The organism is Actinacidiphila sp. bgisy145 (genome assembly GCF_057708125.1).
The window spans coordinates 18,947-42,249 of record NZ_JBYIRL010000049.1 but is presented as its reverse complement, the minus strand read 5'-3'; the positions used below and the strand labels follow the sequence as shown (position 1 = coordinate 42,249).

At 74.0% G+C, this 23,303-nt stretch carries 20 protein-coding genes; 12 read left to right on the top strand and 8 right to left on the bottom strand.

From position 1 onward, the window contains the following. Nucleotides 1-218: 218 nt before the first annotated feature. Entirely contained in the window at nt 219-932 is a 714-nt protein-coding gene (locus tag AC3ERT_RS32055; protein ID WP_335980169.1) for an SDR family oxidoreductase, read from the bottom strand. A 755-nt stretch (nt 933-1,687) separates the two neighbouring features. On the opposite strand from AC3ERT_RS32055, the gene AC3ERT_RS32050 reads away from it, so the two are divergent. Further along, entirely contained in the window at nt 1,688-2,422 is a 735-nt protein-coding gene (locus tag AC3ERT_RS32050; RefSeq protein WP_435136951.1) for a response regulator transcription factor, read from the top strand. A gap of 44 nt (nt 2,423-2,466) precedes the next feature. Here the strand turns inward: AC3ERT_RS32050 and AC3ERT_RS32045 are convergent, their stop codons facing one another. After that, nucleotides 2,467-3,681 carry an MFS transporter gene (locus AC3ERT_RS32045; RefSeq protein WP_435136954.1) on the bottom strand — a complete coding sequence of 405 codons (1,215 nt, stop codon included), beginning with the start codon at nt 3,679-3,681 and terminating at the stop codon, nt 2,467-2,469. 189 nt (nt 3,682-3,870) lie between these two features. On the opposite strand from AC3ERT_RS32045, the gene AC3ERT_RS32040 reads away from it, so the two are divergent. Next, nucleotides 3,871-4,215 carry an ArsR/SmtB family transcription factor gene (locus tag AC3ERT_RS32040; RefSeq protein ID WP_335980179.1) on the top strand — a complete coding sequence of 115 codons (345 nt, stop codon included), beginning with the start codon at nt 3,871-3,873 and terminating at the stop codon, nt 4,213-4,215. Between the two features lie 329 nt (nt 4,216-4,544). Here the strand turns inward: AC3ERT_RS32040 and AC3ERT_RS32035 are convergent, their stop codons facing one another. Next, entirely contained in the window at nt 4,545-5,642 is a 1,098-nt protein-coding gene (locus AC3ERT_RS32035) for an NAD-dependent epimerase/dehydratase family protein (protein WP_435178342.1), read from the bottom strand. Between the two features lie 116 nt (nt 5,643-5,758). After that, nucleotides 5,759-7,282 carry a hypothetical protein gene (locus AC3ERT_RS32030; RefSeq protein ID WP_435178340.1) on the bottom strand — a complete coding sequence of 508 codons (1,524 nt, stop codon included), beginning with the start codon at nt 7,280-7,282 and terminating at the stop codon, nt 5,759-5,761. Between the two features lie 155 nt (nt 7,283-7,437). Here AC3ERT_RS32030 and AC3ERT_RS32025 point away from each other — a divergent pair, with 155 nt between their 5' ends. From AC3ERT_RS32025 to AC3ERT_RS31995, 7 genes are all read left to right on the top strand, one after another. Next, nucleotides 7,438-8,724, top strand: coding sequence for a molybdopterin-dependent oxidoreductase (locus AC3ERT_RS32025; RefSeq protein ID WP_435178338.1), 1,287 nt, complete (start codon nt 7,438-7,440; stop codon nt 8,722-8,724). Further along, complete coding sequence (locus AC3ERT_RS32020) at nt 8,721-9,242, top strand: hypothetical protein (RefSeq protein WP_435178336.1); 522 nt, start codon at nt 8,721-8,723, stop codon at nt 9,240-9,242. The genes AC3ERT_RS32025 and AC3ERT_RS32020 overlap by 4 nt, the downstream gene beginning before the upstream one ends. A 199-nt stretch (nt 9,243-9,441) precedes the next feature. Then, nucleotides 9,442-10,131, top strand: a complete 690-nt coding sequence (locus tag AC3ERT_RS32015; protein ID WP_335980192.1) for a glycosyltransferase family 2 protein — start codon at nt 9,442-9,444, stop codon at nt 10,129-10,131. Then, nucleotides 10,131-10,745: a TIGR04282 family arsenosugar biosynthesis glycosyltransferase gene (locus AC3ERT_RS32010; protein ID WP_435178334.1), complete on the top strand. Its 615-nt coding sequence runs from the start codon at nt 10,131-10,133 to the stop codon at nt 10,743-10,745. The genes AC3ERT_RS32015 and AC3ERT_RS32010 overlap by 1 nt, the downstream gene beginning before the upstream one ends. 69 nt (nt 10,746-10,814) lie before the next feature. Further along, complete coding sequence (locus AC3ERT_RS32005; RefSeq protein WP_335980197.1) at nt 10,815-11,462, top strand: methyltransferase domain-containing protein; 648 nt, start codon at nt 10,815-10,817, stop codon at nt 11,460-11,462. Nucleotides 11,463-11,547: 85 nt separating this feature from the next. Further along, a complete protein-coding gene (locus tag AC3ERT_RS32000; protein WP_435178332.1) occupies nt 11,548-12,363 on the top strand; it encodes a response regulator transcription factor in 816 nt (271 codons plus the stop codon). Next, nucleotides 12,348-13,481: a sensor histidine kinase gene (locus AC3ERT_RS31995; protein WP_435136974.1), complete on the top strand. Its 1,134-nt coding sequence runs from the start codon at nt 12,348-12,350 to the stop codon at nt 13,479-13,481. The genes AC3ERT_RS32000 and AC3ERT_RS31995 overlap by 16 nt, the downstream gene beginning before the upstream one ends. 375 nt (nt 13,482-13,856) lie before the next feature. Here the strand turns inward: AC3ERT_RS31995 and adh are convergent, their stop codons facing one another. Next, the gene (adh, locus tag AC3ERT_RS31990) at nt 13,857-15,374 is read right to left on the bottom strand and encodes an aldehyde dehydrogenase (RefSeq protein WP_435178330.1); all 1,518 of its coding nucleotides are present in this window, start codon (nt 15,372-15,374) and stop codon (nt 13,857-13,859) included. A gap of 133 nt (nt 15,375-15,507) precedes the next feature. Between adh and AC3ERT_RS31985 the strand changes: the two genes are divergently transcribed. Beyond that, nucleotides 15,508-16,338, top strand: a complete 831-nt coding sequence (locus AC3ERT_RS31985) for a trimeric intracellular cation channel family protein (RefSeq protein WP_435178328.1) — start codon at nt 15,508-15,510, stop codon at nt 16,336-16,338. 9 nt (nt 16,339-16,347) lie between these two features. Continuing rightward, a complete protein-coding gene (locus tag AC3ERT_RS31980) occupies nt 16,348-17,604 on the top strand; it encodes an amidohydrolase (protein WP_435178326.1) in 1,257 nt (418 codons plus the stop codon). Nucleotides 17,605-17,634: 30 nt separating this feature from the next. On the opposite strand, the gene AC3ERT_RS31975 is transcribed toward AC3ERT_RS31980, so the two are convergent. Next, nucleotides 17,635-18,876 (bottom strand): AfsR/SARP family transcriptional regulator, encoded by a 1,242-nt coding sequence (locus tag AC3ERT_RS31975; protein ID WP_435178324.1) that lies wholly within the window; start codon nt 18,874-18,876, stop codon nt 17,635-17,637. Between the two features lie 247 nt (nt 18,877-19,123). Here AC3ERT_RS31975 and AC3ERT_RS31970 point away from each other — a divergent pair, with 247 nt between their 5' ends. Further along, nucleotides 19,124-19,567, top strand: a complete 444-nt coding sequence (locus AC3ERT_RS31970) for a universal stress protein (RefSeq protein WP_335980206.1) — start codon at nt 19,124-19,126, stop codon at nt 19,565-19,567. Nucleotides 19,568-19,645: 78 nt separating this feature from the next. Here the strand turns inward: AC3ERT_RS31970 and AC3ERT_RS31965 are convergent, their stop codons facing one another. Next, the gene (locus AC3ERT_RS31965; protein ID WP_435178322.1) at nt 19,646-20,947 is read right to left on the bottom strand and encodes a S53 family peptidase; all 1,302 of its coding nucleotides are present in this window, start codon (nt 20,945-20,947) and stop codon (nt 19,646-19,648) included. Further along, nucleotides 20,944-23,259, bottom strand: a complete 2,316-nt coding sequence (locus tag AC3ERT_RS31960; protein ID WP_435178320.1) for a molybdopterin-binding protein — start codon at nt 23,257-23,259, stop codon at nt 20,944-20,946. Before AC3ERT_RS31960 ends, AC3ERT_RS31965 begins: the two co-directional genes overlap by 4 nt. Nucleotides 23,260-23,303 lie beyond the last annotated feature (44 nt).

The window sequence follows — 23,303 nt, the reverse complement described above, 5'->3', positions numbered from 1 at the left end:
GCTCGGCGCCCGGCCCCCGTACCCGCCCCGGGACGGCCGGTGCCCGGCCGCCCGCCGAGGACCGAGGGGGCCGTTCCTGCTGCCTCGTCGTCCCTGAGAGCCCCGCCGCACGACAGGCGTGAGACGCCGGCCACCCCTCCCTCCCGCCGCGAGGTGTACGGAGGGAGGGGTGGACCGGCGTCGGGGCATGGGCGGAGCTCTTTGACCGACGGGCGCGCTCAGCAGGCGATGACGCCGCCCCCGTCGACGACGACGGTGGCTCCCGTGGTGTAACCGTTGCCCGTCAGGAAGGCGATCGCGTCGGCGACGTCCGACGCCTCGCCCGCCCGGCCCGCCGGCAGCCTCTGCGCGGCGGACGTGAACATCCGGGTCCGCTCCTCCTCGGGCAGGGAGTCCCACAGCGGGGTGCGCAACACCCCGGGGGAGACGGCGTTGACCCGGATCGGGGCCAGTTCCAGCGCCAGTGCCCGTACCAGTGCCTCCAGAGCGCCGTTGACGGCGCTCTGGAGCGCGGAAGCGGGCCCCGGGCGCACTGACAGATGGCCGGTCACCAGGGTCAGCGAGCCTCCGGGGCGCAGGCGTACGCTGCGGGCGAGGTGGTAGGCGCTCCAGAACTTGCTGTCCATGGCCGCCCGTGCCGCGGCCAGCGGCAGATCGTCCGCCCGCCCCCGGGCCGCGCCTGCCGTGCTGGAGACCGCGTGGTCGAATTCGGCCGTTGCGCAGAACTCCGCGACGGCGTCGGCGTCGCGCAGGTCCAGGACTTCGCCGCGGCACCGGCCGCCCACTTCGGCGACTGCCGCGTCCACCCGCTCCTTGCTGCGCGAGACGACCGTGACCTCGGCCCCGAGCGCGGCGAACTCCTTGGCGGTGGCAAGCCCCACACCGGAGGTCCCGCCGGCCACCAGAACGCGCCGTCCGGCCTGACTCCTCATCGTTCCCGTCCCTCCGCTGCCTCCGACCGGCTGTCGGCCTCATCCTCGGTCCGCTCGATGAATGGCGCAAATCGGCGTTCATAACAAGACGAGACGCTGGCTGAATACGGAGGTCCGCCAGCCGTTTCGCCCAATCGTTGCGAGGCTGGATGTGCGCCGCCATTAACGGCCGGCCTTGTAATCCACAAAACAAGTAAACTAAACATAATGTCTACTTGACGGGTCACTTCGCCTGTGTAGACTGAACGGGTTGTGCCGACCGAAGTCCATTTGATGTGCATCGACGCGAAAGTGGAGAGGTACAGTGCTTTGTGCCCGGCGGGCCGGACCGCCATCAGTGCTGCGCGCCGGCCGACCGGAACGGATGGCGGATGGAGGGCGTACCGGCAACGGCGACGCGTCCGCCCGGCCGACTTCCGCCTCGTACATGTGCCGCAGCTCGCGTGCGGCGGCCGACCTGGCTCGCAGCGTTGCCCGTCCCGGTCGCTCGTCCGGTGTCCGACAGGTCGATTGTCGCAGGTCGCAGAGGTTTTTTCGGAGCGTGGACCGGAGCGGCCGCGCATGGTTCCGGCGTGGAGGCGGGGGCGGGTGCGGCGACGGAGAGGTCCGGCGCGCCACGTTGTCCTCCGGGTGCTCCACTCCTTCCGGAGAAATCCGAAGTGAGTATTCCTGATCTTCCGATCTCCTGTTTCTGGTTGCCGAGTCATACCAGCTGATCGGCCTGTGGCCATGCCGTTTAAAGAGGGGGCAGACGCATGCATGTTCTCGCCGTTTCCCGCGACGAGGGATTGGTTTTCGGTATCGCAGAGGACTTACGCGAGCAGGGCTACGAAGTCGAGACGGGACATGAGAGCGGTGTCGTCCTGGAACGCTGCGACGATGTCGACGCCGTATTCCTCGATGTCCTTCTCGCCGATGTGGACGGATTCTACGTCTGCCAGGAAGTTCGGGCGGTGTCGCATGTACCGGTCATCATGATCAGCACGCGGAACGACGAACTGGACCGAGTCTTGAGTTTCCGGCTCGGCGCCGATGACTACATCGTCTACCCGTGCAGCGCACGCGAGTTGACCGCCCGGGTCGAGGCGGCGAGCCGGCGGGCGCTGGCTCTGTGGGAGCCGCGGGCCCGTACCGCGGTCCCGTCACGGCGGATGCGCCCGAACAACCAGGTCCACCAGATCGGCTACGTCCGCGTCGACCTGCGCCGGCGGCGGATCGCCGTGCACGATCGGGAGGTGCAGGTGACCCGCAAGGAGTTCGACCTCCTGGCCGTCCTGGTCTCGGACCCCGAACGGGTCTTCACGCGGGCTCACCTGATGACCGCGGTCTGGGGCCACGACGGTGCCGGTGACACCCGGACCCTCGGCGTCCACATCGCCGGCCTGCGCAAGAAGCTCGGGGTGCCGGAACTGATCGAGACCGTCCGCGGGGTGGGGTTCCGGCTGGCGCCTCCGCGCTCCCGGTCGGCGGGCGGGGAGCGGGCGAGTTGACCGCTCCCCGGGCCGTGTCGGGTGCGGCGGCACAGGCCGGACCGTCACCGGACCTGAGTCGGGCTGCTCGCGGCCGTCTCGGGCCGTTCGGCGGCAGACGCTTCTGCGGCCGGCGCCGGCATGGTCTGGCGGACGCTGACCAGCGTGGCCAGGGCGACCAGTCCGCCCACCACCGGAACGGCTCCGGCGCTCACCGTCGACAGGGCCAGCCCGCCGAGTGCGCCGCCGATCGCGACTCCCAGGAACTGGGCGGAGAAGTGCAGTCCCAGGGCCTGCGGCCGCTGCTGCGGTGCCAGGCCGGCCAGCCGTGTCTGCTGGCTGATGCCGCCGGACCACCAGGCGGCGCCGAAGGCGAACAGCAGCGGGAACTCCACGACCCGGGCCACCGTGGAGACATGGGTGATCGTCAGCACGGTCAGTACGGCCAGCAGGCCGGCGATCACCAGCAGGACGGTCCGCAGGACCGCCGCGATCGGCCAGCGGGCGAGTACGGAGTGGACGACCCGGCCGGCGAGGAAGCCGCCCGCGCCGAAGACGATCATCAGCGACGCCACCCCGCTGCTGCCGAGTCCGGCGGACCGCTGCACGACCGGGGACAGGTAGGTGTAGACGCTGTAGGCGGCGAGGAACAGGCCGAGCGTGGTGGCCAGACCCCAGCGGACGGCCCCGTGGCGCAGCAGGTTCAGCCGCCCGGCGACGGACGAGGACGCCGCCGGGATCTCGGGCAGTCCGAACGCCACCGCCGCGGCGGTCACCAGCGAGAGCAGGGTGACGAACACGAACGCGGAGCGCCAGCCGAACGCGCCGCCGACCAGGGTGCCGATGGGCGCTCCCAGGGTGAGCGCGATGGCGTTGCCGCCCGCGGTCACCGCGATCGCCCGGGGCAGTTCCTCCGGTGTGCACAGCGCCGCGGCGGCGGCTGCGGCCGGGGCCGCGAAGAGCGCGGCGCCCACCGCCGCGAACACCCGGGCGCCGGCCAGTACCCAGATGTCGGGGGCGGCGGCGGCCAGCAGATTGGCCGCCGCGAAGGCCAGTGCCGCCCCGATGAGCAGACGCTTGGGGCGGACCTGCTGGAAGACGCCGATCAGGGGCGGCCCGGCGAGTGCGTAGACGAGAGCGAACACCGTCACCATCTGTCCGCCCACGGAGACCGACGAGTGGAGGTCGTGCGCCACGTCGGGCAGGACCCCGGCGATGACGTACCCCTCCGTTCCGACCGTGAAGGTGCCGAGGGCTAAGAGGTAGATGCGAGGATTCATGGTCTAACGGTACAGTGGTTGTTGAACCTTTGGGAAGGGGGGTGAGGCGTGGCGGATGGCCGGGACGGTCACTGGCGCACGGAGCCCGCTCCCGGCCGGGACAATCGATCGTGACGGCGGCCGTCCGGCTGAGGCGTGAGGGCCGCCGTCGCGATTGCCGTTCCGCAACCGAGGAGACTGAGAAGACCCATGCGAGACCCTGTTCACGCGGACCTGGCCGACGTCAGCCTGGCCGAGGCTCTGCACGGGCTGAGCGAGCCGCTCCGGCTCGCGATCGTCAGCCTCCTCGCCCGCCGGGGCGAGACGGAGTGCAACGACATCTACAACGCCCTGGGCATCAGCAAATCCAACGCCTCGCACCACTTCCGCGTGCTGCGCGCGTGCGGGCTCATCTGGCGTACGCACACCGGCCAGCAGCAGACCGCACGCCTGCGCACCGAGGAGTTCGAGGAGCGTTTTCCCGGTCTGCTCGCCGCGGTGCTGGCCAATGCCGATTCCGAAGCCCCCGACGCCGCGCCCCGGCCCGGTGCCTGATCACGCGACGGCGCGAACACAGGCAGCGCCCGGACCCACCACGGCGGCGGCCGGGGGGCGGACCAGTGCGATCAGGGCGGCGGCCGGCGCCCGGGAGCGGGCGTCGGCCGACTTCGGCAACGACGACGCCGACGGGGCCCGCAGCGGTCGGCCGCCTGCTCGCAACCCGGATCAGCAGCAGCACGCCCCGCCTGGTAGGCGCCCTGGCCGCCGGCCTTCGAGGCGGGCACCGCGCCTCCACCGGGCGGAGGCCGGACACGCGGTCCTGGCCGTCTGCACCGCGAACCTCCGCCTCGGCGGCATCCGCCCCTGCCGGTGCGCTGTTCGCGCTACGGCCGCGCCACCGCGGTCCCGGCCGCGGCCTGCTGGCTGGGGACTGCCGGGCGTTGCGCCGCGCGGGCGAACTCCGTGATGCCGTCGGCGAAGGCGACCTCTGGCCGCCAGCCGAACTCCTCGCGCAGCAGTGCGGAGTCGGCGGTGATGTGGCGGACGTCGCCCAGCCGGAACTCCCCGGTGACCACGGGGGCCGGACCGCCGTACGCGTCGGCGAGCGCGGTCGCCGTCTCGCCGATGGTGCGCGGGGTTCCGCTGCCGGTGTTGTACGCGCCGAACGTGCCGGGCGGGCGACGCGCGATGCCCCCGAGCACGAGGGAGTTGGCCACCGCCACATCGCGGACGTGCACGAAGTCCCGCCGCTGGCCGCCGTCTTCGAAGACACTGGGGGCCTCACCGCGGGCCAGTGCCGAGCGGAAGAAGGAGGCCACGCCCGCGTAGGGGGTGTCTCGCGGCATCCCGGGGCCGTAGACGTTGTGGTAGCGCAGGGACACCGCCCGCGAGCCGGTCGCGCGTGCCCAGGAGGCGGCCAGGTGTTCCTGGGCGAGTTTGGTCGCCGCGTACACGTTGCGGGGATCGGTGGGCGCGTCCTCCCTGACCAGGCCGGAGGCGAGCTCGGCTCCACAGTGCGGGCATCCCGGTTCGAAGCGGCCGGCGGCGAGGTCGTCCACGCGGCGTGGTCCGGGCGTCACCCGTCCGTGGCGCGGGCAGTCGTAACGTCCTTCCCCGTACACCACCATGGAACCGGCGAGCACCAGCTTCCGCACCCCGGTCCGGGCCATGGCCGCGAGCAGGACGGCGGTTCCCCGGTCGTTGCAGTCGACGTAGGCGGGTGCGTCGGAGAAGTCCTTGCCCAGCCCCACCATGGCCGCTTGGTGGCACACGGCGTCGACACCTCGCAGCGCCCGCGTCACCGCCGTGGGATCTCTGACGTCCGCCCTGAACCACTCGGCCTGCGGCGGTGCCGGCGGGGTAACCGGGTGGGCGGTGGGGAGCAGGGCGTCGAGCACGACCGGTTCGTGGCCGCCGGCCAGCAGGGCGGCGACGATGTGGGACCCGATGAATCCCGCGCCACCGGTGACGAGTACGCGCATGCGGTCGGCCTTCCTGGGTGTGGTGGTCCAGCGGTTCGGGGCGGTGCCGCGGCGCCGCCTGGTTCGTGGGTGTGCGCTTCGGCGCGGAGCACCGGTCGCGGGTCGGTCGCGTGCGCTCACCAGCTGGTCAGCAGCAGGTGGTTCAGGAGCAGCGCGGCCACCGCCTGGGCGGCGAGCCAGCCGCGGTGATCGCGTCGTGGGAGGAACGCGGCGCAGGCCGGCAGCCACAGGCTGAACGGCAGCCAGATCCGCTCGGTCTCGGCCTTGCTCATCCCCGACAGGTCGGCGGCGAGCATCGCCAGGAGGAAGCCGCAGGGCAGCAGGACGGCCGCGAGCGCCTGCTCCTCGCCTTGCCACCGGGCCAGGAGGGCACCGACGCCGCGGGGCGCGGTGGGCGGTCCGGCCGGTTCCCGTCCCGGCCCTCCGGAGAACCGGCCGCGCGCCGCGAGCACCCGGCGCAGACCGGCGAACGATGCGGGGCCGGCCGCGGCGACCACCGTGGCCAGGTCCCCGAAGAACCAGTAGCCGTACGGTCGGATGCCGCCGACACCCTGGTAGTAGCGGGTCCGCAGCAGCCCGTACGCCTGCCACCACTCGAAGCCGCTCGCGGTGAACGCGGCCACCACGACCGCGCATCCGGCCAGCACGTATGGCACCGGGCGGACGCTGCGGGCGCACAGCAACACGACGGCCGCCGGGACCACGAGCAGCACCAGCCCGTACGACAGGTAGCAGGCAGCGCCGAGCAGCAGTCCCGCGCCGAACCCCGCCGCCGCACGGGACACGGGTGAGGTGCGGGTCGCGGCGACGGCGAGCAGCGCCAGCGCCCAGGCGGCGACGGCGGCGAAGTAGCCGTCCGCGGCGACCCCGACCCACACCGCTCCCGGCACCAGCACCAGGAACGGCGCGGCCGTCCGTGCCCGCCACTCGCCGGTGAGCAACCGCAGCGTCAGCAGCACCGCGGGAACCAGGGAGGTGCCGGCGGTCATCACGAACGCCGCCGCCCAGGTGCCGCCGCCCAGCCCGATCCGGTCCAGCGCGACGAAGGTCAGCACGGCGCCGGGCGGGTGACCGGCGATGTGGGTGGTCCAGTTCTGCGGGGAGTGGATCAGGATGTGCGCGGTGTAGGTGCGCAGCGCCGGCCCGAGGTGGTCGAAGCGGTGCAACTGGGTGAGGTACTCCCCGGTCTCCAGGAGCCGTCCCGAGACGCCGCGGTGCCAGCCGTCCACCAGGGCCAGTGACCAGGTCCACGCCGACGCCGCGGCCCACGCCGCCCACGGCAGGGCGTGCCGGGACAACCGCGCGGCGGCGGACGGCCCGTAGCCGATGACGGCTGCGGCGACCAGCACGGTGAGCGGTGTGCCCGGTCCGGCGTGCGGGTGCCACCACGCCTCCAGCGGCGGGAACGGCGACCGCAGCGCGTGGCCGTCGTGCTGGAGCCAGGCGCCGACTGCGGCCACCGCGGCGAACAGCAGCAGGGCCGCGGCACCGGCGAGCAGATCCCGGCGGCGCGGCCCACCGTCCGGCGCGGGTCGTTCGGGCCGGTCCGACGATGTCTGCGCGGGGCCCGGGTCGGTGAGGGGGCCCTCGGAGGGGCACGGACCGGCGGAGGGGTGCGGACCGGCGGGGAAGAAGCTCACCTGCCGCACCCTAGACACCCGGTGAGGTGCCGGCGCGGCAGCTCAGCCGGACGTCAGACTTCCGAAAGGTCTGCGGGCGGTCCCGGTCGACGTCAGACTTTCGTCATGGGTCGATCCGGTCGAAGGACCTGTTCACGCCACTAGGGTCGGCCGACATGAAAGTCCCCCCTGCCCGCCGGTTCGCACCCTGGCGCAGTCCGCTGCGCGGCCCGTGGCTGACGTCCGTGCTCGGCACCGTCCTGCTGGTCGGCCTTCCGGTGGTCTTCGTCACCGGCCTGCTGTCCTATGCCGCGTACGACCCCGGCCTGGCGCGTGTGAACGACAAGACGCCGGACAAGGGCCTGCTCGGCTTCTACCTCTTCTCCTGGCCCACGCACCCGTACTGGCTGTACCGGGTGAACCAGGGAGTGCACGTCACGCTGGGGATCGCGCTGGTGCCGGTGCTGCTGGCCAAGTTGTGGTCGGTGGTGCCGAAGCTGTTCGCGCTGCCGCCGGTCCGCTCACTCGGACACGCGCTGGAGCGGCTGTCGTTGCTGCTGCTGGTCGGCGGCGGGCTCTTCGAGTTCACCACCGGCATCCTCAACACGCAGGTGGACTACCTTTTCCCGGGCTCGTTCTACCCGCTGCACTTCTACGGCGCCTGGGTGTTCTGCGGGGCCGCGCTGGCGCACGTGGCTCTCAAACTTCCCTCCGTCGTGCGGGCATTGCGCAGCCGCGACCTGTGGGAGGAGCTGCGAACCCCCACCGCGCGGACCCGCCCGGAGCCGCCCGACGCGACCGGCCTGGTGCCGATGCGTCCCTCGGAACCGACGATCTCCCGGCGCGGCGCGCTCGGCATGGTCGGGCTCGGCTCCCTCGCGCTGCTGGTGGTGACCGCCGGCCAGAGCATCGGCGGGCCGCTGCGCCGGGCCGCGCTGCTCGCGCCGCACGGCCGGTCCCCGGGCGCAGGACCGGGCGCCTTCGCCGTCAACAAGCCCGCGGCCGCGGCGCACATCCGGCCCCAGGACGTGGGCGAGGACTGGCGGCTGACGGTCACCGGCGCCGCCGGCGCGATCCGGCTGAGCCTCGCCGAGTTGCACCGGATGGCGCAGAGCACGGCGGCGCTGCCGATCGCCTGCGTCGAGGGCTGGTCCACCGACGACCAGCACTGGCAGGGCGTACGGCTGCGAGACCTCGCCGCCCTGGTGGGCCACGGCGGCGATCCGCCGGGCGTGTTCGTCGAGTCCGTGCAGCGTTCCGGCTCCTTCCGCGCGGTCGCACTCAGCGCGGGGCAGGTGCGTGACGCCCGCTCGCTGCTGGCCCTGCGGGTCAACGGCGCCCCGCTCACCCCCGACCACGGCTATCCGGCCCGCGTCATCGTGCCCGCCGCGCCGGGCGTGATGAACACCAAGTGGGTCGGCCGGCTCACCTTCGGCGCCACCGACGCCCGGGAGCGGGCGTGAGGATCTTCCGCGTCCTGTACGGCGAACCGTGGTGGCATCTCGCCGCCCTGCTGGCCTCGTTCGCGCTGTGCGGCTACGCCGCGGTCCGGCTGCTCGCCGGCGACTGGTGGGGCGTGGTGCAGTGGACGGTCGGCGCCGCTGTCGTCCACGACCTGGTGGCCGTGCCCCTGTACGGCGGCGCGGACTGGCTGTTGCACCGGGCGGTACGCGCCGGACGGCCGAACTCACCGCGCCGCGTCGCGGTGGTGAACCACATCCGGGTCCCCGCGTTCGTGTCGCTGATGCTGCTCCTCGTCTACTGGCCGCTCATCTCCACCGACAGCGGTGCACACTACCGGGCTGTCACGCTGCTGGACCCTGGCGTCTTCCGCAGCCGCTGGCTGGCGGTCACCGCCGGTCTGTTCGGCCTGTCCGCACTCCACCTGGCTGTTCGCCTGTGGCGAGATCGTCGCGACCGGGGTGACCGCCGCCGCCCGGCGCGCCGCCCGGACCCGCCGGCCGACGCCACGGACGCCTGACACCGCACATACCCGACCGGGCGTTCCCCGCAGCCCGATTCGGGCACAGCGGTTCCGGCGCACGGTCCCGTCGTCCCCGGCCGGCCGTCTTGACGGTCCGTCCGGAGGCGACGCGCCCCCGCGCACCGCCGCCCGGTCGCCGCACTGCCGCCACGTCACACCACCACCACCCGATCACCCGACACCCTGAGGTTCCCCCATGACGTGTTCCGTCGATCTTGTCCTGCCCTGCCTCGACGAGGCCGAGGCACTGCCCTGGGTGCTGGAACGGGTCCCGCCCGGGTGGCGGGCCGTCGTCGTGGACAACGGCTCGCGTGACGGCTCCGCCCGGATCGCCGCGGAGTACGGTGCCACCGTCGTGCACGAACCGCGCCGCGGCTTCGGCGCCGCCTGCCACGCCGGACTCCTCGCCGCCGAGGCCGAGTTCGTCTGCTTCTGCGACTGCGACGCCTCGCTCGACCCCGCCTTGCTCGTGGACTTCGTCGACCGGATCGCGGCCGACGAAGCCGACCTCGTGCTGGGCCGCCGCCGCCCGACGGCTCGCGGCGCGTTTCCGCCGCACGCCCGCGCCGGCAATGCCGCCCTGACCCGCATGCTGCGCCGGCGTACCGGCCTGCGACTGCGCGACCTCGGCCCGATGCGCGCCACCCGCCGCCGGCGCCTGCTCGACCTGGGCGTCCGAGACCGGCGCAGCGGCTACCCGCTGGAAACGGTGGTCCTCGCAGCCGAGGCCGGCTGGCGCGTCATCGAGCAGGACGTGCCCTACCAGCCGCGCACCGGCAGGTCCAAGGTCACCGGCACCTGGCGCGGCACCTGGCACGCCGTCCACGACATGCGCGCCGTGCTCGCCGCTCCCGCCCGCGCGGACCGGAAGCCGGTGACCGTCTGATGGCGACGCTCGTCGTGATCGCGAAGGAACCCGTACCGGGCCGGGCCAAGACCCGGCTCTGCCCGCCCTTCACGCCGCAGCAGGCCGCCGATCTGGCCGCCGCGGCCCTGGCCGACACCCTGGCCGCTGTCGCCGCCACCCCCGCCGACCGGCGGCTGCTCGTCCTCGATGGCGCCCCCGGGGCCTGGCTGCCGCCGGGCATCGACGTCGTCCCGCAGGTCGCCGGCGGCCTTGACCAACGACTGGCCGCGGCCTTCGGGCACTGCGACGGCCCGACCCTGCTCATCGGCATGGACACCCCCCAGGTCACCCCGGCCCTGCTGCACACCGCGCCCGAGCCGGGGACCGGTGCCTGGTTCGGGCCGGCGGCCGACGGCGGGTTCTGGGCGCTGGGCCTCGCCGAGCCCGACCCGGACCTCGTGCTCGGCGTGCCGATGTCCACCCCGTACACGGGCAGGGCGCAGCGCGACCGGCTGACCGCGGCCGGGCTGACCGTGCGCGACCTGCCGGTGCTGCGGGACGTGGACACCGCCGCGGACGCGGCGTGGGTGGCGGCGCAGGCCCCCGGCACCCGCTTCGCCACCGCACTGGCCCACTTGCGTGCCGGCGGGTGAGCGGTGATCCTCCCGATGACGGTGTCCGCCCCACCGGCGTGGTCGGCCGCGGACCCTTATACGGCGGCGATGCGGACCGGTCGCGGCCCGCTGTACCTGTCCGGCCCGGACCGGCGCCTGCTCCACCTGGACGTCGAACGCTGGTGTGCGCCCCCGGACGCCGCCGACCGCACCGTGCTGGCCGCCTGCACCGGTCCCGTCCTGGATGTCGGATGCGGACCGGGGCGCATGGTCACCGCACTCGCCGCGCGCGGCCGGACCACCCTGGGCATCGACGTCAACGCCGACGCCGTGCGCCGAACACGCGCGGCCGGCGGCCCCGCCCTGACCCGGTCTGTCTTCGAACGGCTGCCCCGCGAGGGCCACTGGCGCACCGCCCTGCTGGTCGACGGCAACATCGGCATCGGCGGGGACCCGGACGCGCTGCTCACCCGGCTGCGCCGGCTGCTCCGCGCCGGCGGCACCCTGATCGCCGAGAGCACACCCGGCCCGCCCGACCGGGACGAATGCCTGCACGTCCGCCTCCACGACGGCACCCGGGCCCACGGCACACCCTTTCCGTGGGCGCTGCTCGGTACCCGCGCCCTCGACCGGCACGCCTACACGACCGGCTGGACCGTGACCGCCGCATGGACCGCGGGCGGTCGCGCTTTCACCGCGCTGCGCACGCCGGGACCGCCGGAAGAGCCACCGCAGGAGGGGGCAGCGCGGGGGTAGCAGGTTCTTACGAGTTCCGGACGGTGCGCGCGGGCGGGGCGGCGGGCATGGTCACCGTCAGTGGCCGGGTGCCAGACTCGTGTCCATGAGCAGCGCAACCGTGCCCGAGTCGACCCCACCCGTCCCGGACCGCCGGCGGATCCTCGTGGTGGACGACGACCCGACGGTCGCCGAGGTCGTCGCGAGTTACCTGGAGCGGGCGGGATTCGCCGTCGACCGGGCCGCGGACGGCCCGTCGGCGGTGACCCTGGCTGCGCTGACCCGACCGGACCTGGTCGTGCTCGACCTCATGCTGCCCGGCATGGACGGGTTGGAGGTCTGCCGGCGCATACGGCAGGACGGCCCGGTGCCGGTGGTGATGCTCACCGCACGGGGCGACGAGGACGACCGCATCCTCGGCTTGGAGGTCGGCGCCGACGACTACGTCACGAAGCCGTTCAGCCCGCGCGAACTCGTGCTCCGGGCGGAGTCGGTGCTGCGCCGCGCCGCCGCGCCCCCCGCGGCCGTCCCCTGGCTGCGCTCGGGCCCGCTCGCGCTCGACCCCGCGGCCCGCCGCGCGCTGCAAGACGGCCGTGAACTCCCCCTCACCATAAGGGAGTTCGACCTCCTCGCGTTCTTCCTACGGCACCCCGGGCGTGTCATGGGCCGCGAGGAACTGATGCGCCGCGTCTGGGGCTGGGAGTTCGGCGACCTGTCCACGGTCACCGTCCACGTCCGGCGGCTGCGCGAGAAGATCGAGCAGGACCCCGCCCGTCCCCGGCTCATCACCACCGTGTGGGGCATCGGCTACCGCTTCGACCCGCCGGCCGGCCCGGAAGAGCTTCGGCAGGCCCCGGAGCCCGCCCGCCCTACGGCCGAGCGGCGGCCGGAGGAAGGCGGGGGACCGTGCACGATCTCCTGATCATCGCCGCCTATGCCGCGCTCGGCGCGGTCGCCGCCGGCCTGCTCGGCGCCGCCGCCCTGCGCCTTCTGCGGCACCGCTCCCTCGCGCTGTCGCTGGCCGTCGTCGCGGCAGTGACCGTGGCCGCGATGCTCGCAGGCACCCTGTCCGTGGCGAGGGCCATGTTCCTGTCCGAACACGACCTCGGCGTGGTCACCATGGTCTGCGCGATCGCCGCGGTGGTCTCGCTCGGCGTCGCCTTCATTCTCGGCCGGCAGGTGGTCGCGGGCAGCCGCGCGCTGGCCGCCGCCACCCGGGCGTTCGGTGACAACGACATCTTCGCCGCCCCGGACAGCACCCCGACCGCGGAACTCGCCGCACTGGGGCGGGAACTGGAGGCCACCAGTGCCAGACTCGCCCTGTCGCGGCAGCGGGAGCGGGCCCTGGAGGCATCCCGGCGGGAGCTGGTCGCCTGGATCTCGCACGACCTGCGGACCCCGCTGGCCGGCCTGCGTGCGATGACCGAGGCACTGGAGGACGGCATCGCCGACGACCCCGCGCGCTACCACCGGCAGATCCGCGCGGAGGTCGACCGGCTCAGCGGCATGGTCGGCGACCTGTTCGAACTCTCCCGCATCCAGGCCGGTGTCCTCGCCCTGTCCCCGACCCGGATATCCGTCTACGACCTGGTCGGCGACGCGATCGCGGGCGCGAACCCGCTCGCCACCGAGCACGGCGTGCACCTCGTCGGCGACCACGTCGACCGGACGCCGGTGGAAGTCGACAGCCGGGAGATGACCCGTGTGCTGGCGAACCTCCTCACCAACGCGATCCACCGCACCCCGCCGGACGGAACGGTGGCGGTGTCCGCCCGGCGCGACAACGCGTCCGACTCAGTGATCCTGTCCGTCACGGACAGCTGTGGCGGCATCCCGCCCGACGACCTGCCCCGCGTCTTCGACACCGGCTGGCGCGGCACCGGCGCGCGAACCCCGCCGGCGGGCGCCGGCCTCGGCCTCGCCATCGTCCGCGGGATCGTGGAAGCGCACCAGGGCCGCACCACGGCACACAACGTCCCCGGCGGCTGCCGCTTCGACGTCACCTTGCCCGCGGCGCGCTCCACTCCTGTCAACCCCTGACGGAGCGGGGACGCCGGGGCGATACGCGCCCGGGGGTGCCCCCGTCGGCCGGCGACCGACCCCGGTGGTGAAGGAGCGCTCATGCGCCCGACCCGGCGCCAGGTCAGGTCAGACCCGCCGTGGACGGCTGTCGGAAGAGGCCCGGCCTGTTCTCGCTGTAGGAGACCAGGAGCCGCTGGCCCGGGTATGGCCCGGATCATGGCGGATGCAGATCGTGGTAGTGCGACTCCGTGTTGAGCCCTGCTGCAGAAGAAGGTGCTCAACCGCTGGGAGATGTCGGGAGGAAGCCGGGCACTGCTCCTCGGCGGCGCTGAGCGTGTGCAAGAGGCGCCCGGCCTGACGTAAGGCCAGGCCAGGCGCCTCTGGCGCGGGGGGCTAGAAGAAGCCCTGCGCCTTCGGGGAGTAGGAGACGAGGAGGTTCTTGGTCTGCTGGTAGTGGTCGAGCATCATCTTGTGGTTCTCCCGGCCGATCCCGGAGTTCTTGTAGCCGCCGAAGGCGGCGTGGGCCGGGTAGGCGTGGTAGCAGTTCGTCCACACGCGGCCGGCCTTGATCTCGCGGCCCATCCGGTAGGCGGTGTTCGCGTCGCGGGTCCACACGCCGGCGCCGAGGCCGTAGAGGGTGTCGTTGGCGAGCTTGAGGGCCTCGTCGACGGAGTCGAAGGTGGTCACGGAGACCACCGGCCCGAAGATCTCCTCCTGGAAGATCCGCATGTCGTTGGTGCCGCGGAAGATGGTCGGCTCGATGTAGTAGCCGCCCTCCAGGCCGTCGACGGTGCGGGCCGTGCCGCCGGTGAGCACCTCGGCGCCCTCCTGCCGGCCGATGTCGATGTAGGAGAGGATCTTCTCGTACTGGTCGTTGCTGGCCTGGGCGCCCAGCATCGTCGCCGGGTCGAGCGGGTCGCCGCCCTTGATGGCGCGGGTGCGGGCCACGCAGCGCGCCATGAACTCGTCGTAGATCGAGGAGTGGATCAGGGCGCGCGACGGGCAGGTGCAGACCTCGCCCTGGTTCAGCGCGAACATCACGAAGCCCTCGACGGCCTTGTCCAGGTAGTCGTCGTCGGCGGCGGTCACGTCCGGCAGGAAGATGTTGGGGCTCTTGCCGCCCAGCTCCAGGGTGACCGGGATGATGTTCTCGCTGGCGTACTGCATGATCAGCCGCCCGGTGGTGGTCTCGCCGGTGAACGCCACCTTCGCCACCCGCGGGCTGGACGCCAGCGGCTTGCCGGCCTCCACGCCGAAGCCGTTGACGACGTTGACCACGCCGGGCGGCAGCAGGTCCGCGATCAGCTCGACCACCAGCAGCAGGCTCGCCGGGGTCTGCTCGGCGGGCTTGATCACCACGCAGTTGCCCGCGGCCAGCGCCGGCGCCAGCTTCCAGGTGGCCATCAGGATCGGGAAGTTCCACGGGATGATCTGCCCGACCACGCCCAGCGGCTCGTGGAAGTGGTAGGCGACCGTGTCCGCGTCGATCTCGCCGATCGAGCCCTCCTGCGCCCGGATCGCGCCCGCGAAGTAGCGGAAGTGGTCGACCGCGAGGGGCAGGTCCGCGGCGAGGGTCTCGCGCACCGGCTTGCCGTTCTCCCAGGTCTCGGCGACCGCGAGCTTCTCCAGGTTCTCCTCGATGCGGTCGGCGATCCGGTTGAGGATCACCGCGCGCTCGGTGGTGGAGGTGCGGCCCCAGGCGCCGGCCGCCGCGTGTGCCGCGTCGAGCGCGGCCTCGACGTCCGGCGCGGTGGAGCGGGCGACCTGGCAGAAGGTCTCGCCGGTCACCGGTGACGGGTTGTCGAAGTACCGGCCCTCGGCGGGCGCGACCCACTCGCCCCCGATGAAGTTGTCGTAACGGGCGGCGTAGCTGACGATGCTGCCTTCGGTGCCGGGTTGCGCGTAGGCCATGCGGGGCTCCTCGGAGGTCGCGGAGGGTACGACGGGGCCCACTGTGGCGGCCGGAGGTTGGCGAAAGGTTGGCGCGATCGGCGCGGGCCCCTCACCCCGGGCGGCCGCCCCCACTTCCGTCTATGCTCGCCGCATGCCCAGCCCGTCCGTTATGTCGGCCTTGTCGGTCCCGGCCGGGATCGACACCGTCACGCGCTACCTCGACCTCGCCGGGGTCTGCTCCTGTGCGCTGCTGGGCGGCGCCGTCGCGCGCTCCGCGGGCCTGGACCTGTTCGGGTTCGTGGTCGTCGGCCTCGTCTCCGGGCTCGGCGGCGGCCTGATCAGGGATGTGCTCCTCCAGCACGGCACCCCGATCGCGCTGACCGACTACACCTACGTCGCGGTCGCCCTCGGCGGCGCCCTCGCCGCCTTCCTGATCCCGCTCAGCGAGCACTCCTGGGGCCGGCTGTTCACCGCGCTGGACGCCGCGGTGATCGGGTTCTGGGCGGTGGCCGGCGCCAACCGGACCCTGTCGGCGGGCCTCGGCTGGCTCCCGGCGATCATGCTGGGCACCGTCACCGCGGTCGGCGGCGGCGCGCTGCGGGACGTCATCCTCGGCCGGGTGCCCGCGGTCTTCGGCGGCAACGGCCTGTACGCCACCGTCGCGCTGCTGGTCGCCGCGGTCACCGTGGTCTGCGCCTACCTCGGAGCCCCCACGGTCGGGATCTGCGTGGGCGTCGCGCTGGCCCTGGTCTTCCGGCTCAGCGCCGTGCACTACGGCTGGAACCTGCCCCGTGGACCGGACTGGCGACCCCAGGCCAGACTGGCCGCACTGGTACGGCGCGACCCCCGCGGCACCGGCGGCGACGGGAACGGCCCGGACGGCAGGAACGGCCGGGACGGCCAAGGCGGCGAGAACGGCGCGAACGGCGCGAACGGCGCGGAAGACCAGGACGGCGAGAACGGCCAGGACCCGAGGAGCTGAGGAGCACCCATGAGCGACCCCTCCCGCGCGGTACTCGCCGGCCTGGACAGCGCCCGCCCCGACCTGGAGGACCTCTACCGCGACCTGCACCGCCACCCCGAACTCGGCCTGCACGAGCGGCGGACCGCCGCCAAGGCCGCCGAGGCGCTGCGCGACTGCGGCTACCAGGTCACCGAAGGCGTCGGCGGCACCGGGGTGGTCGCGGTGCTCGCCAACGGCGACGGCCCGGTCGTCATGGCCCGCGCCGACATGGACGCCCTGCCGGTGCGCGAGCAGACCGGGCTGCCCTACGCCTCCACCGCCACCGTGCCCGGCGCCGACGGCACCGACCAGCCGGTGATGCACGCCTGCGGCCACGACATGCACGTCACGTGCCTGGTCGGCTGCGCCCGCCTGCTGGCCGGGGCCAAGGACGCCTGGCGCGGCACCTTCGTGGCGCTCTTCCAGCCCTCGGAGGAGAACGGCGACGGCGCCGACGCCATGGTCGCCGACGGCCTGACCGACCTCGCGCCCCGGCCCGACGTGGTGCTCGCCCAGCACGTCCTGCCCTACCCGGCCGGCTACGTCGGCACCCGCGCCGGCTCGGTGCTGTCGGCCGCGGACAGCCTGCGCGTGACCGTATACGGCCGCGGCGCGCACGGCTCGATGCCGCAGGCCGCGGTGGACCCGGTGGTGATGGCCGCGATGATCGTCGTACGGTTGCAGACCGTCGTCTCGCGGGAGGTGGCCGCCACCGACCCGGTCGTGCTCACCGTGGGCAGCATCCACGCCGGCAGCGGCCCCAACGTCATCCCGGACCGCGCCGTCCTCCAGCTCAACGTCCGCACGTACGACGACGCCACCCGCGCCCGGGTGCTGGACGCCGTCGAGCGGATCGTCCGGGCCGAGTGCCAGGCATCGGGGGCGCCGCGGGAACCGGAGATCGAGAAGGCCGCCGCCTTCCCGCCCACCGTCAACGACGAGGCCCCCACCCGGCGCGTCGCGGCGGCGTTCAGCGCGTACTTCGGCGACAGCGCGCAGACCCTGGACCGGCAGACCGCCAGCGAGGACATGAGCGAGATCCCGAAGGCGTTCGGCGTGCCCTTCACCTACTGGGGCGTCGGCTGCACCGACCCCGAACGGTACGAGCGGGCCGTGCGCGAGGGCACCACCGCCGCGGACATCCCGGTCAACCACAGCCCGGCCTTCGCGCCCGTGATCCAGCCGACCCTCGACACCGGCGTCAGCGCCATGGCGGTGGCGGCCCTCGCCTGGCTCGCCGGGTAAGGGCGGCGGGAGCGGCCGGGGTCCGGGCGGTCAGCGGCGGGACGCCTCGACCCGGCTCACCGCGATGCCGCGCCGCACATCGCCCGGGCCGAGCAGCCGCAGCGCGTGCTCGTGCACCTGCGTGTCGTACGGTGCCCGCTCGCCGTAGCGCAGCGCGAACCGCGGGTCGGCCGAGGCGAGCACCGCCTCCCGCACCCCCACCTCCAGGTGCCCGCGCCAGGCCACCACCCCCGGCGCCTCCGACAGCGGCAGCAGCGGCCCCCGGTAGTGCTCCACCGCCGTACCGGTGTCACCGCGGCCCAGCGCCGCCAGCACCTCGACGGCGTCGCACACCACCGGTGCGGTCAGCGCGTACGTCCGCGTGGCGACCGCGCCGTCCAGCGCGTGCCGCAGCCGGGACACCTCGGCCTTGAACGTGGACGCGGTCACCGGCCGGTCCCCGTACAGCGACTCCCGCAGCCGCTCCGGGGTGAAGCCGCCGGGCTCCAGGGCCAGCAGCGCCAGCACCTCCACCTGCCGCGGCGGCAGGCGCAGCGGCGCCCCGGCCGAGGTGACGCGGGCCGCGCCCAGGCAGCGCAGCTCCACCCCCGGCCGGGCCCGCTCCGGCGCCCGGTCCCGCCCGGCCCCGTCCCGCAGCCGCGCCTCGATCGCCGACGCCAGGGTGCGGACGGTCGGCAGCGCCAGCGGGTGCGAACGGTCCCATGTGGTGGACAGGTCCAGCACCCCGAGCACCCGGCCGTCCGGGGCGTGGATCGGCGCGCAGTAGCAGACCCAGCCGTGCAGGGCCGCGACCAGGTGCTCGGCGGAGAACACGGTGCTGGGGTGGCCGTTGCGCAGCGCCAGCGACAGCGCGTTGGTGCCCATCGCGCCCTCGTCCCAGCGCCCGCCCGGCGCGAAGTTGACCCGCTCGGCGCGGCGCCGCATCACCCGCCCGCCGCACGTCCACAGGATGGTGCCCGCCTCGTCGGTGACCGCGGCGACGTAGCCGGCGTCCTCGGCGATGCTCAGCAGCTCGCCGGCCAGCTCCGTGACCGGCCGGTACAGCGGGGAGCGCGCCCAGCGCGCGGTGCCGCCCGCCGCGGGCGGCGCGCTCTCCAGGCCCGGGTCCACCGTCGGCAGCGAGCGCGCCCACGACTCGGTGACCTCCGGCCGTACCGGCGGCGCGGGCGCCGCGCCGCGCCCGGCGGACCGCAACTGCGGCACCACCCGGGCCCATTCGTGCTCCAGCAGCGTCCGCCGCCGCTTGAGCGCACCCATCTCCGCCATCGTCATCCCGACTTCGTCGTCGTTCGACCCTCGCGCCGCCCGGCCGAGCCCGGCCCGGCGCCTCCTCTCATTCAAGGGGCGGGCCGCCGCGCCGTCGAGCCCCGCGGCCGAAATCGGGCGGCCCCGCGAGAGCGGCCCCGCGAGAGTGGCCCACGCCACTCCGGTTCCGGGAATGGATCACCGCGCCCGGCCGCTCAATGCAGCGGAGGGCCCGCCGACCCGCGAGACCCCGTATGACAAGGAAGTTGGACCCATGTACAAGAAGATCCTCGCCGCCGTCGACGGCACGTCCCACGGCGCGGCCGTGGTCGAGGCCGTGGCTTCCCTCGCCAAGCTGACCGGCGCGGAGGTCCAGGTCATCCACATACGGCCCTCCCAGGTCATCGGCGGCGTCATCGCCAGCACCGTGGTCCCGGTCGAGGAGACCGACGAGAGCCGCCAGGTGGTGGACGAGGCCGTGGCGCGGCTGCGCGGCGACGGCATCACGGCGGACGGCGAGGTCGACGAGGGCCTGCGCGAGGAGCTGGCGGCGATCCTCATCGACCGCGCCGAGGAGCTGGGCAGCGACCTGATCGCGGTCGGCCCCGGCCACTACAGCGGCATCTCCGGCCTGCTGCACCCGAGCGTGAGCCGCGGCGTCGCGAAGGTCGCGCCGGTGTCGGTGCTGCTGGTCCGCAGCGAGGGCGAAGCGGCGTAACGCCGCCGCGCGGTACGGCAGCGGTCGTGCGGCCCGCCCGGGAGGTGTCCGGGCGGGCCGCACGTGTGCGCGCACTTGTCAGAAGGCGCTCAGGCCGTTCGGAGTGCCGTTGCCGGTCGGTCCGTCGTATCCCTCCGTGCCCGTGCACAGGTAGTCCCCGGCGCAGTTGCCGTTGGAGCCGGCGACCACGTCGTTGAGGCCGGCGGCCGCCTCGGCGGAGTAGAGCCGCGAGGCGTCGGAGAAGGCCGAGGGGTTCCCGGCCAGGGCGATCACGCCCGCGATCAACGGCGCGGCCGCGCTGGTGCCGCCCACCACGGACCACCCCGCCCGCGCTCCGGTGGTGTTGTACGTCGCGAGGCCGGTCTGCGGGTCCGCGACCGCGGAGACGTCCGCGACGGTACGGCCCGGGCAGTCGGTGTCCTGCTGCCAGGCCGGCTTCGCGAACCAGGCGGAGCAGCCGCTGCCCGCACCGCTCCACGCGGTCTCCTGCCAGCCGCGGGCGTTGCCGGCCGGCGTCAGGGAGGTGCCGCCCACCGCGACCACGCCCGGGTAGACCGCCGGGGCGGACGGCACGCCGTACCCGGAGTCGCCGGAGGAGGCCACCACGGCCACGCCCGGGTGGCTGTAGGACCCGGCGAAGGCGGCGTCCCCGTTGCGTTCCGTGCCGCCGTAGCTGTTGGACACCTCGGTCGCGCCCAGTGCGGCGGCGGAGTCCACGGCCTGCGCGAGGTCCTGCTCGGTGGGCTCGTCGGCCTCGACCAGCAGGATGTGGCACTGCGGGCAGGCCGCGGAGACCATGTCCAGGTCGAGCGCCGTCTCGGTGGCCCAGCCGGAGGTGCCCGCCGACTGCGGCAGGGGGCTCGCCGCGCCGTCCTGGTCCACCTTGCGGAAGCAGCCGTTGCCGGTGGTGCACGCGGGCAGCCCGTAGGTGGCGCGGTAGACGGCGAGGTCGGCCTCGGCGGTGGGGTCGTCGTAGGCGTCGACCAGGGCGACGGTCTGGTCGGCTCCTCCGGTGGCGGGCAGGTCGTAGGCGGACCTCAGGTCCGCCGGGCCGTAGCCCGCCGGCAGCGCCGCGTCGGCGGCTCCCGCGGCGCCCATGGGCCCTCGCACGCCCAGGCCCCCGGAGACGTCGGTGCGGATCTGCGCCAGGCAGCGGGCCTGCCCGGCCGGTACCGCCGCGCAGGCGTTCCGCACGTCGGCCGGCAGCGTGCGCGCCGCGCCGGACGCCGGGGCGGGCACGGCCGCCTGGACGGTGCCGGCGGCGGACATCGCCAGGGCGAGGGGCAGCAGGACGGTCGCGGCGGTCCGCAGGGTACGGACCAGGCGGGTGCGGGTGGTCATCCCGGGATCGGTCTCCTTGTCCGGTGGGGCGGCGGTCATGACGTGGTGGTGGCGACGGTGTAGGCGTGCATGACCGTCTGGCTGAGGGTGTTGCCGTCGGCGTCCGTGGCGCTCACCCGGATCGAGGGGTTGGTGCCCCGGGCGGCGGCCGGATTGGTCCAGTGGGCCTGGTAGTGGCCGGCGGAGCCGGTGACGGACGCCTTCTGCCAGGTCCGGCCGTCGTCGAAGGAGACCTGGACGGCGGCGGAGGTGATCGCGGCCCGCGAGCCGGCGCCCTGGTACGCCACGTGGCCGATCTCCAGGCCCATCCGCTGGTCGGTGCGGTGGCTGGTGCCGGTGCCGTCGGTGGCCAGGTCGTCGTGCGCGGTCAGCAGCGGCAGGATCAGGCAGGGCGTGCTGTCGGACTGGCCCGCGCAGGACAGGTTCGCCGGCAGGACGGAGCCGGTGTCGGCAGCCGAGGGCAGACCGAAGGTCAACTCGGTGTGGCTGCTGGTGGACTGGCTGACGTTCGGTTCCGCGCCGGCGTCGCGGTCGGCGACGAGCCGGTAGCGGCCCCCGGGCGTGTCCTGGCCCTCGGCGTAGACGCCCGGACCGTCCTCGCTGTCCAGCAGGGTGCCGTCACGGTAGAGGCCGGCCTGGTCCACAGGCGAGGCGTCGGCGTAGACGCTGGGGTCGCCGACGTGGCCCGCGTCGCTGTCGGTCGTCTCCAGGAAAGCCAGCAGGTCGCCGCCGGCGACGCATGCCTCGCAGTCCCCGAACGGGATCGTGTCCGGGTACTGGCCCAGGCCCAGGGCCAGCGGTCCGCGCGCCCAGTCCACCGAGTAGCCGTGTCCGGCCAGCACGGATCGCTCGCCGATGAAGACCAGGTCACCGGTGAACGACTCCTGGAGCCAGTCCCCTCCGTTGAAGGTGCTCAGGTAGTCCGTGACGCGGGCGGGCATCGTCTGCGTCGCGATGGCGGAGAACGAGGCGGGAGCGTTCTGGGTGAGTTCTCCGCTGGTCACCTGGCCGTCGGCGGGGCTGGCCGGGTCGCGGTCGTAGCGGGCCGCGACGGCGGCGAGCTGCCCGCTCGTGACGTGGATCTGCTGGTCGGCGGAGACCTCGTCGGAGGCGGCCGAGTCCAGGTCGTAGCGGTAGTCGCCGGCGTCGGGCGCGTGGCCCGACCACTGTGCGTCGTAGCCGACCGCGCCGACGGCGGCCGCCGGCTGGGGGTTGACGTAGACCGGCGTGCCGTCGGTGGAGGTCACCGAGGCGGTCGGGGCGTAGGAGACCGGCGTCTGCCCGGTGGCGTCCACCCGCGCCCAGTTGGCGCTCAGGTAGTCGGCCACCGCCGGGCGGGGGGTGGCAGCGGTCACCGCCGCCGTGGCCGTGCGCGCGTCCAGGTCCTCGGTGGTGGCGCCGGACACGGTGAGGTCGGAGCGGGTGACCAGGGACTGGGCGGTGACCGCGCCGGCCGCGTCGTACGTCGGCACCAGCATGGCGGCGCTGTAGTGGCCGTCGGGCACCGCCACCTTCTCGACGCCGTCGACGACCGGAAGCACGGCCGCGAACACGGACGCGTCATCGGTGTTCGTCAGCAGGACCTCTCCGGTGGCCCCCGCGCCGGAGCGGTCCTCCGCGTCCAGGGTGAGGATGTCGAGCTTGTAGCCGTCCGACGTGGCACCGCGCAGGGCGTCCGCAGCCGTGCCCGCCGACCCGGTCGTGCCGGACGTGCCGGTCGTTGCGGCCCTGCGGACCGAGGCCACCTGCTGGAACAGCGGAGTGCTCCCCGGCCTGCGGCCTGCCTTGACGTCGGCGCCGATCCGCTGCTTGAGCAGCCGCGCCAGTTGCCGGCCCGATCCGGCGGTGGCGTAGCCGCCGGCCGAGACGCCCCGTCCCGCCGGGGCACCGGCGGGCGCCGGGGTGGTGGACGTCAGCGTCAGCCCGGCCGGGGCGGTCGGGCTGCTGCCGGCGGCGGCGGTGAAGGACACGGTCACCGGCACCCGGTCGGCGGCCGAGGGGTCCTTCACCAGCGCGCTGACGTCGAACAGGGAAAGGTCCAACTGCCGTCCCACGTACGGCAGGGCGGACGCAGGGATCACGTACCGGTCGCCGGAGCCGTCCTGGAAGGAGGCGAAAGCGCCCGCACCGGCGGCGTGCGAGGCCGGCCGCACGGCCAGGACGTCCCGGCCGGAGGCGGTGGTGGTCACGGCGACCCGGTCACCGGTCACCAGCGTGATGTCCCGGGTACGGGAGCCGGCCATGGCCGACAGCGCCTTCGAGTCTCCCGAACCTCCCGAGGCGGCCAGCGCGGTACCACCGCCCACGACCGCGGCCGACGCCGCCAGCCCCAGCGCGAGAGCGCCTCCCACCACACGGGCCAGAACCCGGCCGCGTACCTGGTGTAAAGGGGCCG

Coding starts and splice junctions, on each gene's coding strand:
- AC3ERT_RS32055 (WP_335980169.1), bottom strand. CDS start 932: ATGAGGAGTCAGGCCGGACGGCGCGTTCTGGTGGCCGGCGGGACCTCC.
- AC3ERT_RS32050 (WP_435136951.1), top strand. CDS start 1,688: ATGCATGTTCTCGCCGTTTCCCGCGACGAGGGATTGGTTTTCGGTATC.
- AC3ERT_RS32045 (WP_435136954.1), bottom strand. CDS start 3,681: ATGAATCCTCGCATCTACCTCTTAGCCCTCGGCACCTTCACGGTCGGA.
- AC3ERT_RS32040 (WP_335980179.1), top strand. CDS start 3,871: ATGCGAGACCCTGTTCACGCGGACCTGGCCGACGTCAGCCTGGCCGAG.
- AC3ERT_RS32035 (WP_435178342.1), bottom strand. CDS start 5,642: ATGCGCGTACTCGTCACCGGTGGCGCGGGATTCATCGGGTCCCACATC.
- AC3ERT_RS32025 (WP_435178338.1), top strand. CDS start 7,438: ATGAAAGTCCCCCCTGCCCGCCGGTTCGCACCCTGGCGCAGTCCGCTG.
- AC3ERT_RS32015 (WP_335980192.1), top strand. CDS start 9,442: ATGACGTGTTCCGTCGATCTTGTCCTGCCCTGCCTCGACGAGGCCGAG.
- AC3ERT_RS32010 (WP_435178334.1), top strand. CDS start 10,131: ATGGCGACGCTCGTCGTGATCGCGAAGGAACCCGTACCGGGCCGGGCC.
- AC3ERT_RS32005 (WP_335980197.1), top strand. CDS start 10,815: ATGCGGACCGGTCGCGGCCCGCTGTACCTGTCCGGCCCGGACCGGCGC.
- AC3ERT_RS32000 (WP_435178332.1), top strand. CDS start 11,548: ATGAGCAGCGCAACCGTGCCCGAGTCGACCCCACCCGTCCCGGACCGC.
- adh (WP_435178330.1), bottom strand. CDS start 15,374: ATGGCCTACGCGCAACCCGGCACCGAAGGCAGCATCGTCAGCTACGCC.
- AC3ERT_RS31985 (WP_435178328.1), top strand. CDS start 15,508: ATGCCCAGCCCGTCCGTTATGTCGGCCTTGTCGGTCCCGGCCGGGATC.
- AC3ERT_RS31980 (WP_435178326.1), top strand. CDS start 16,348: ATGAGCGACCCCTCCCGCGCGGTACTCGCCGGCCTGGACAGCGCCCGC.
- AC3ERT_RS31975 (WP_435178324.1), bottom strand. CDS start 18,876: ATGACGATGGCGGAGATGGGTGCGCTCAAGCGGCGGCGGACGCTGCTG.
- AC3ERT_RS31970 (WP_335980206.1), top strand. CDS start 19,124: ATGTACAAGAAGATCCTCGCCGCCGTCGACGGCACGTCCCACGGCGCG.
- AC3ERT_RS31965 (WP_435178322.1), bottom strand. CDS start 20,947: ATGACCGCCGCCCCACCGGACAAGGAGACCGATCCCGGGATGACCACC.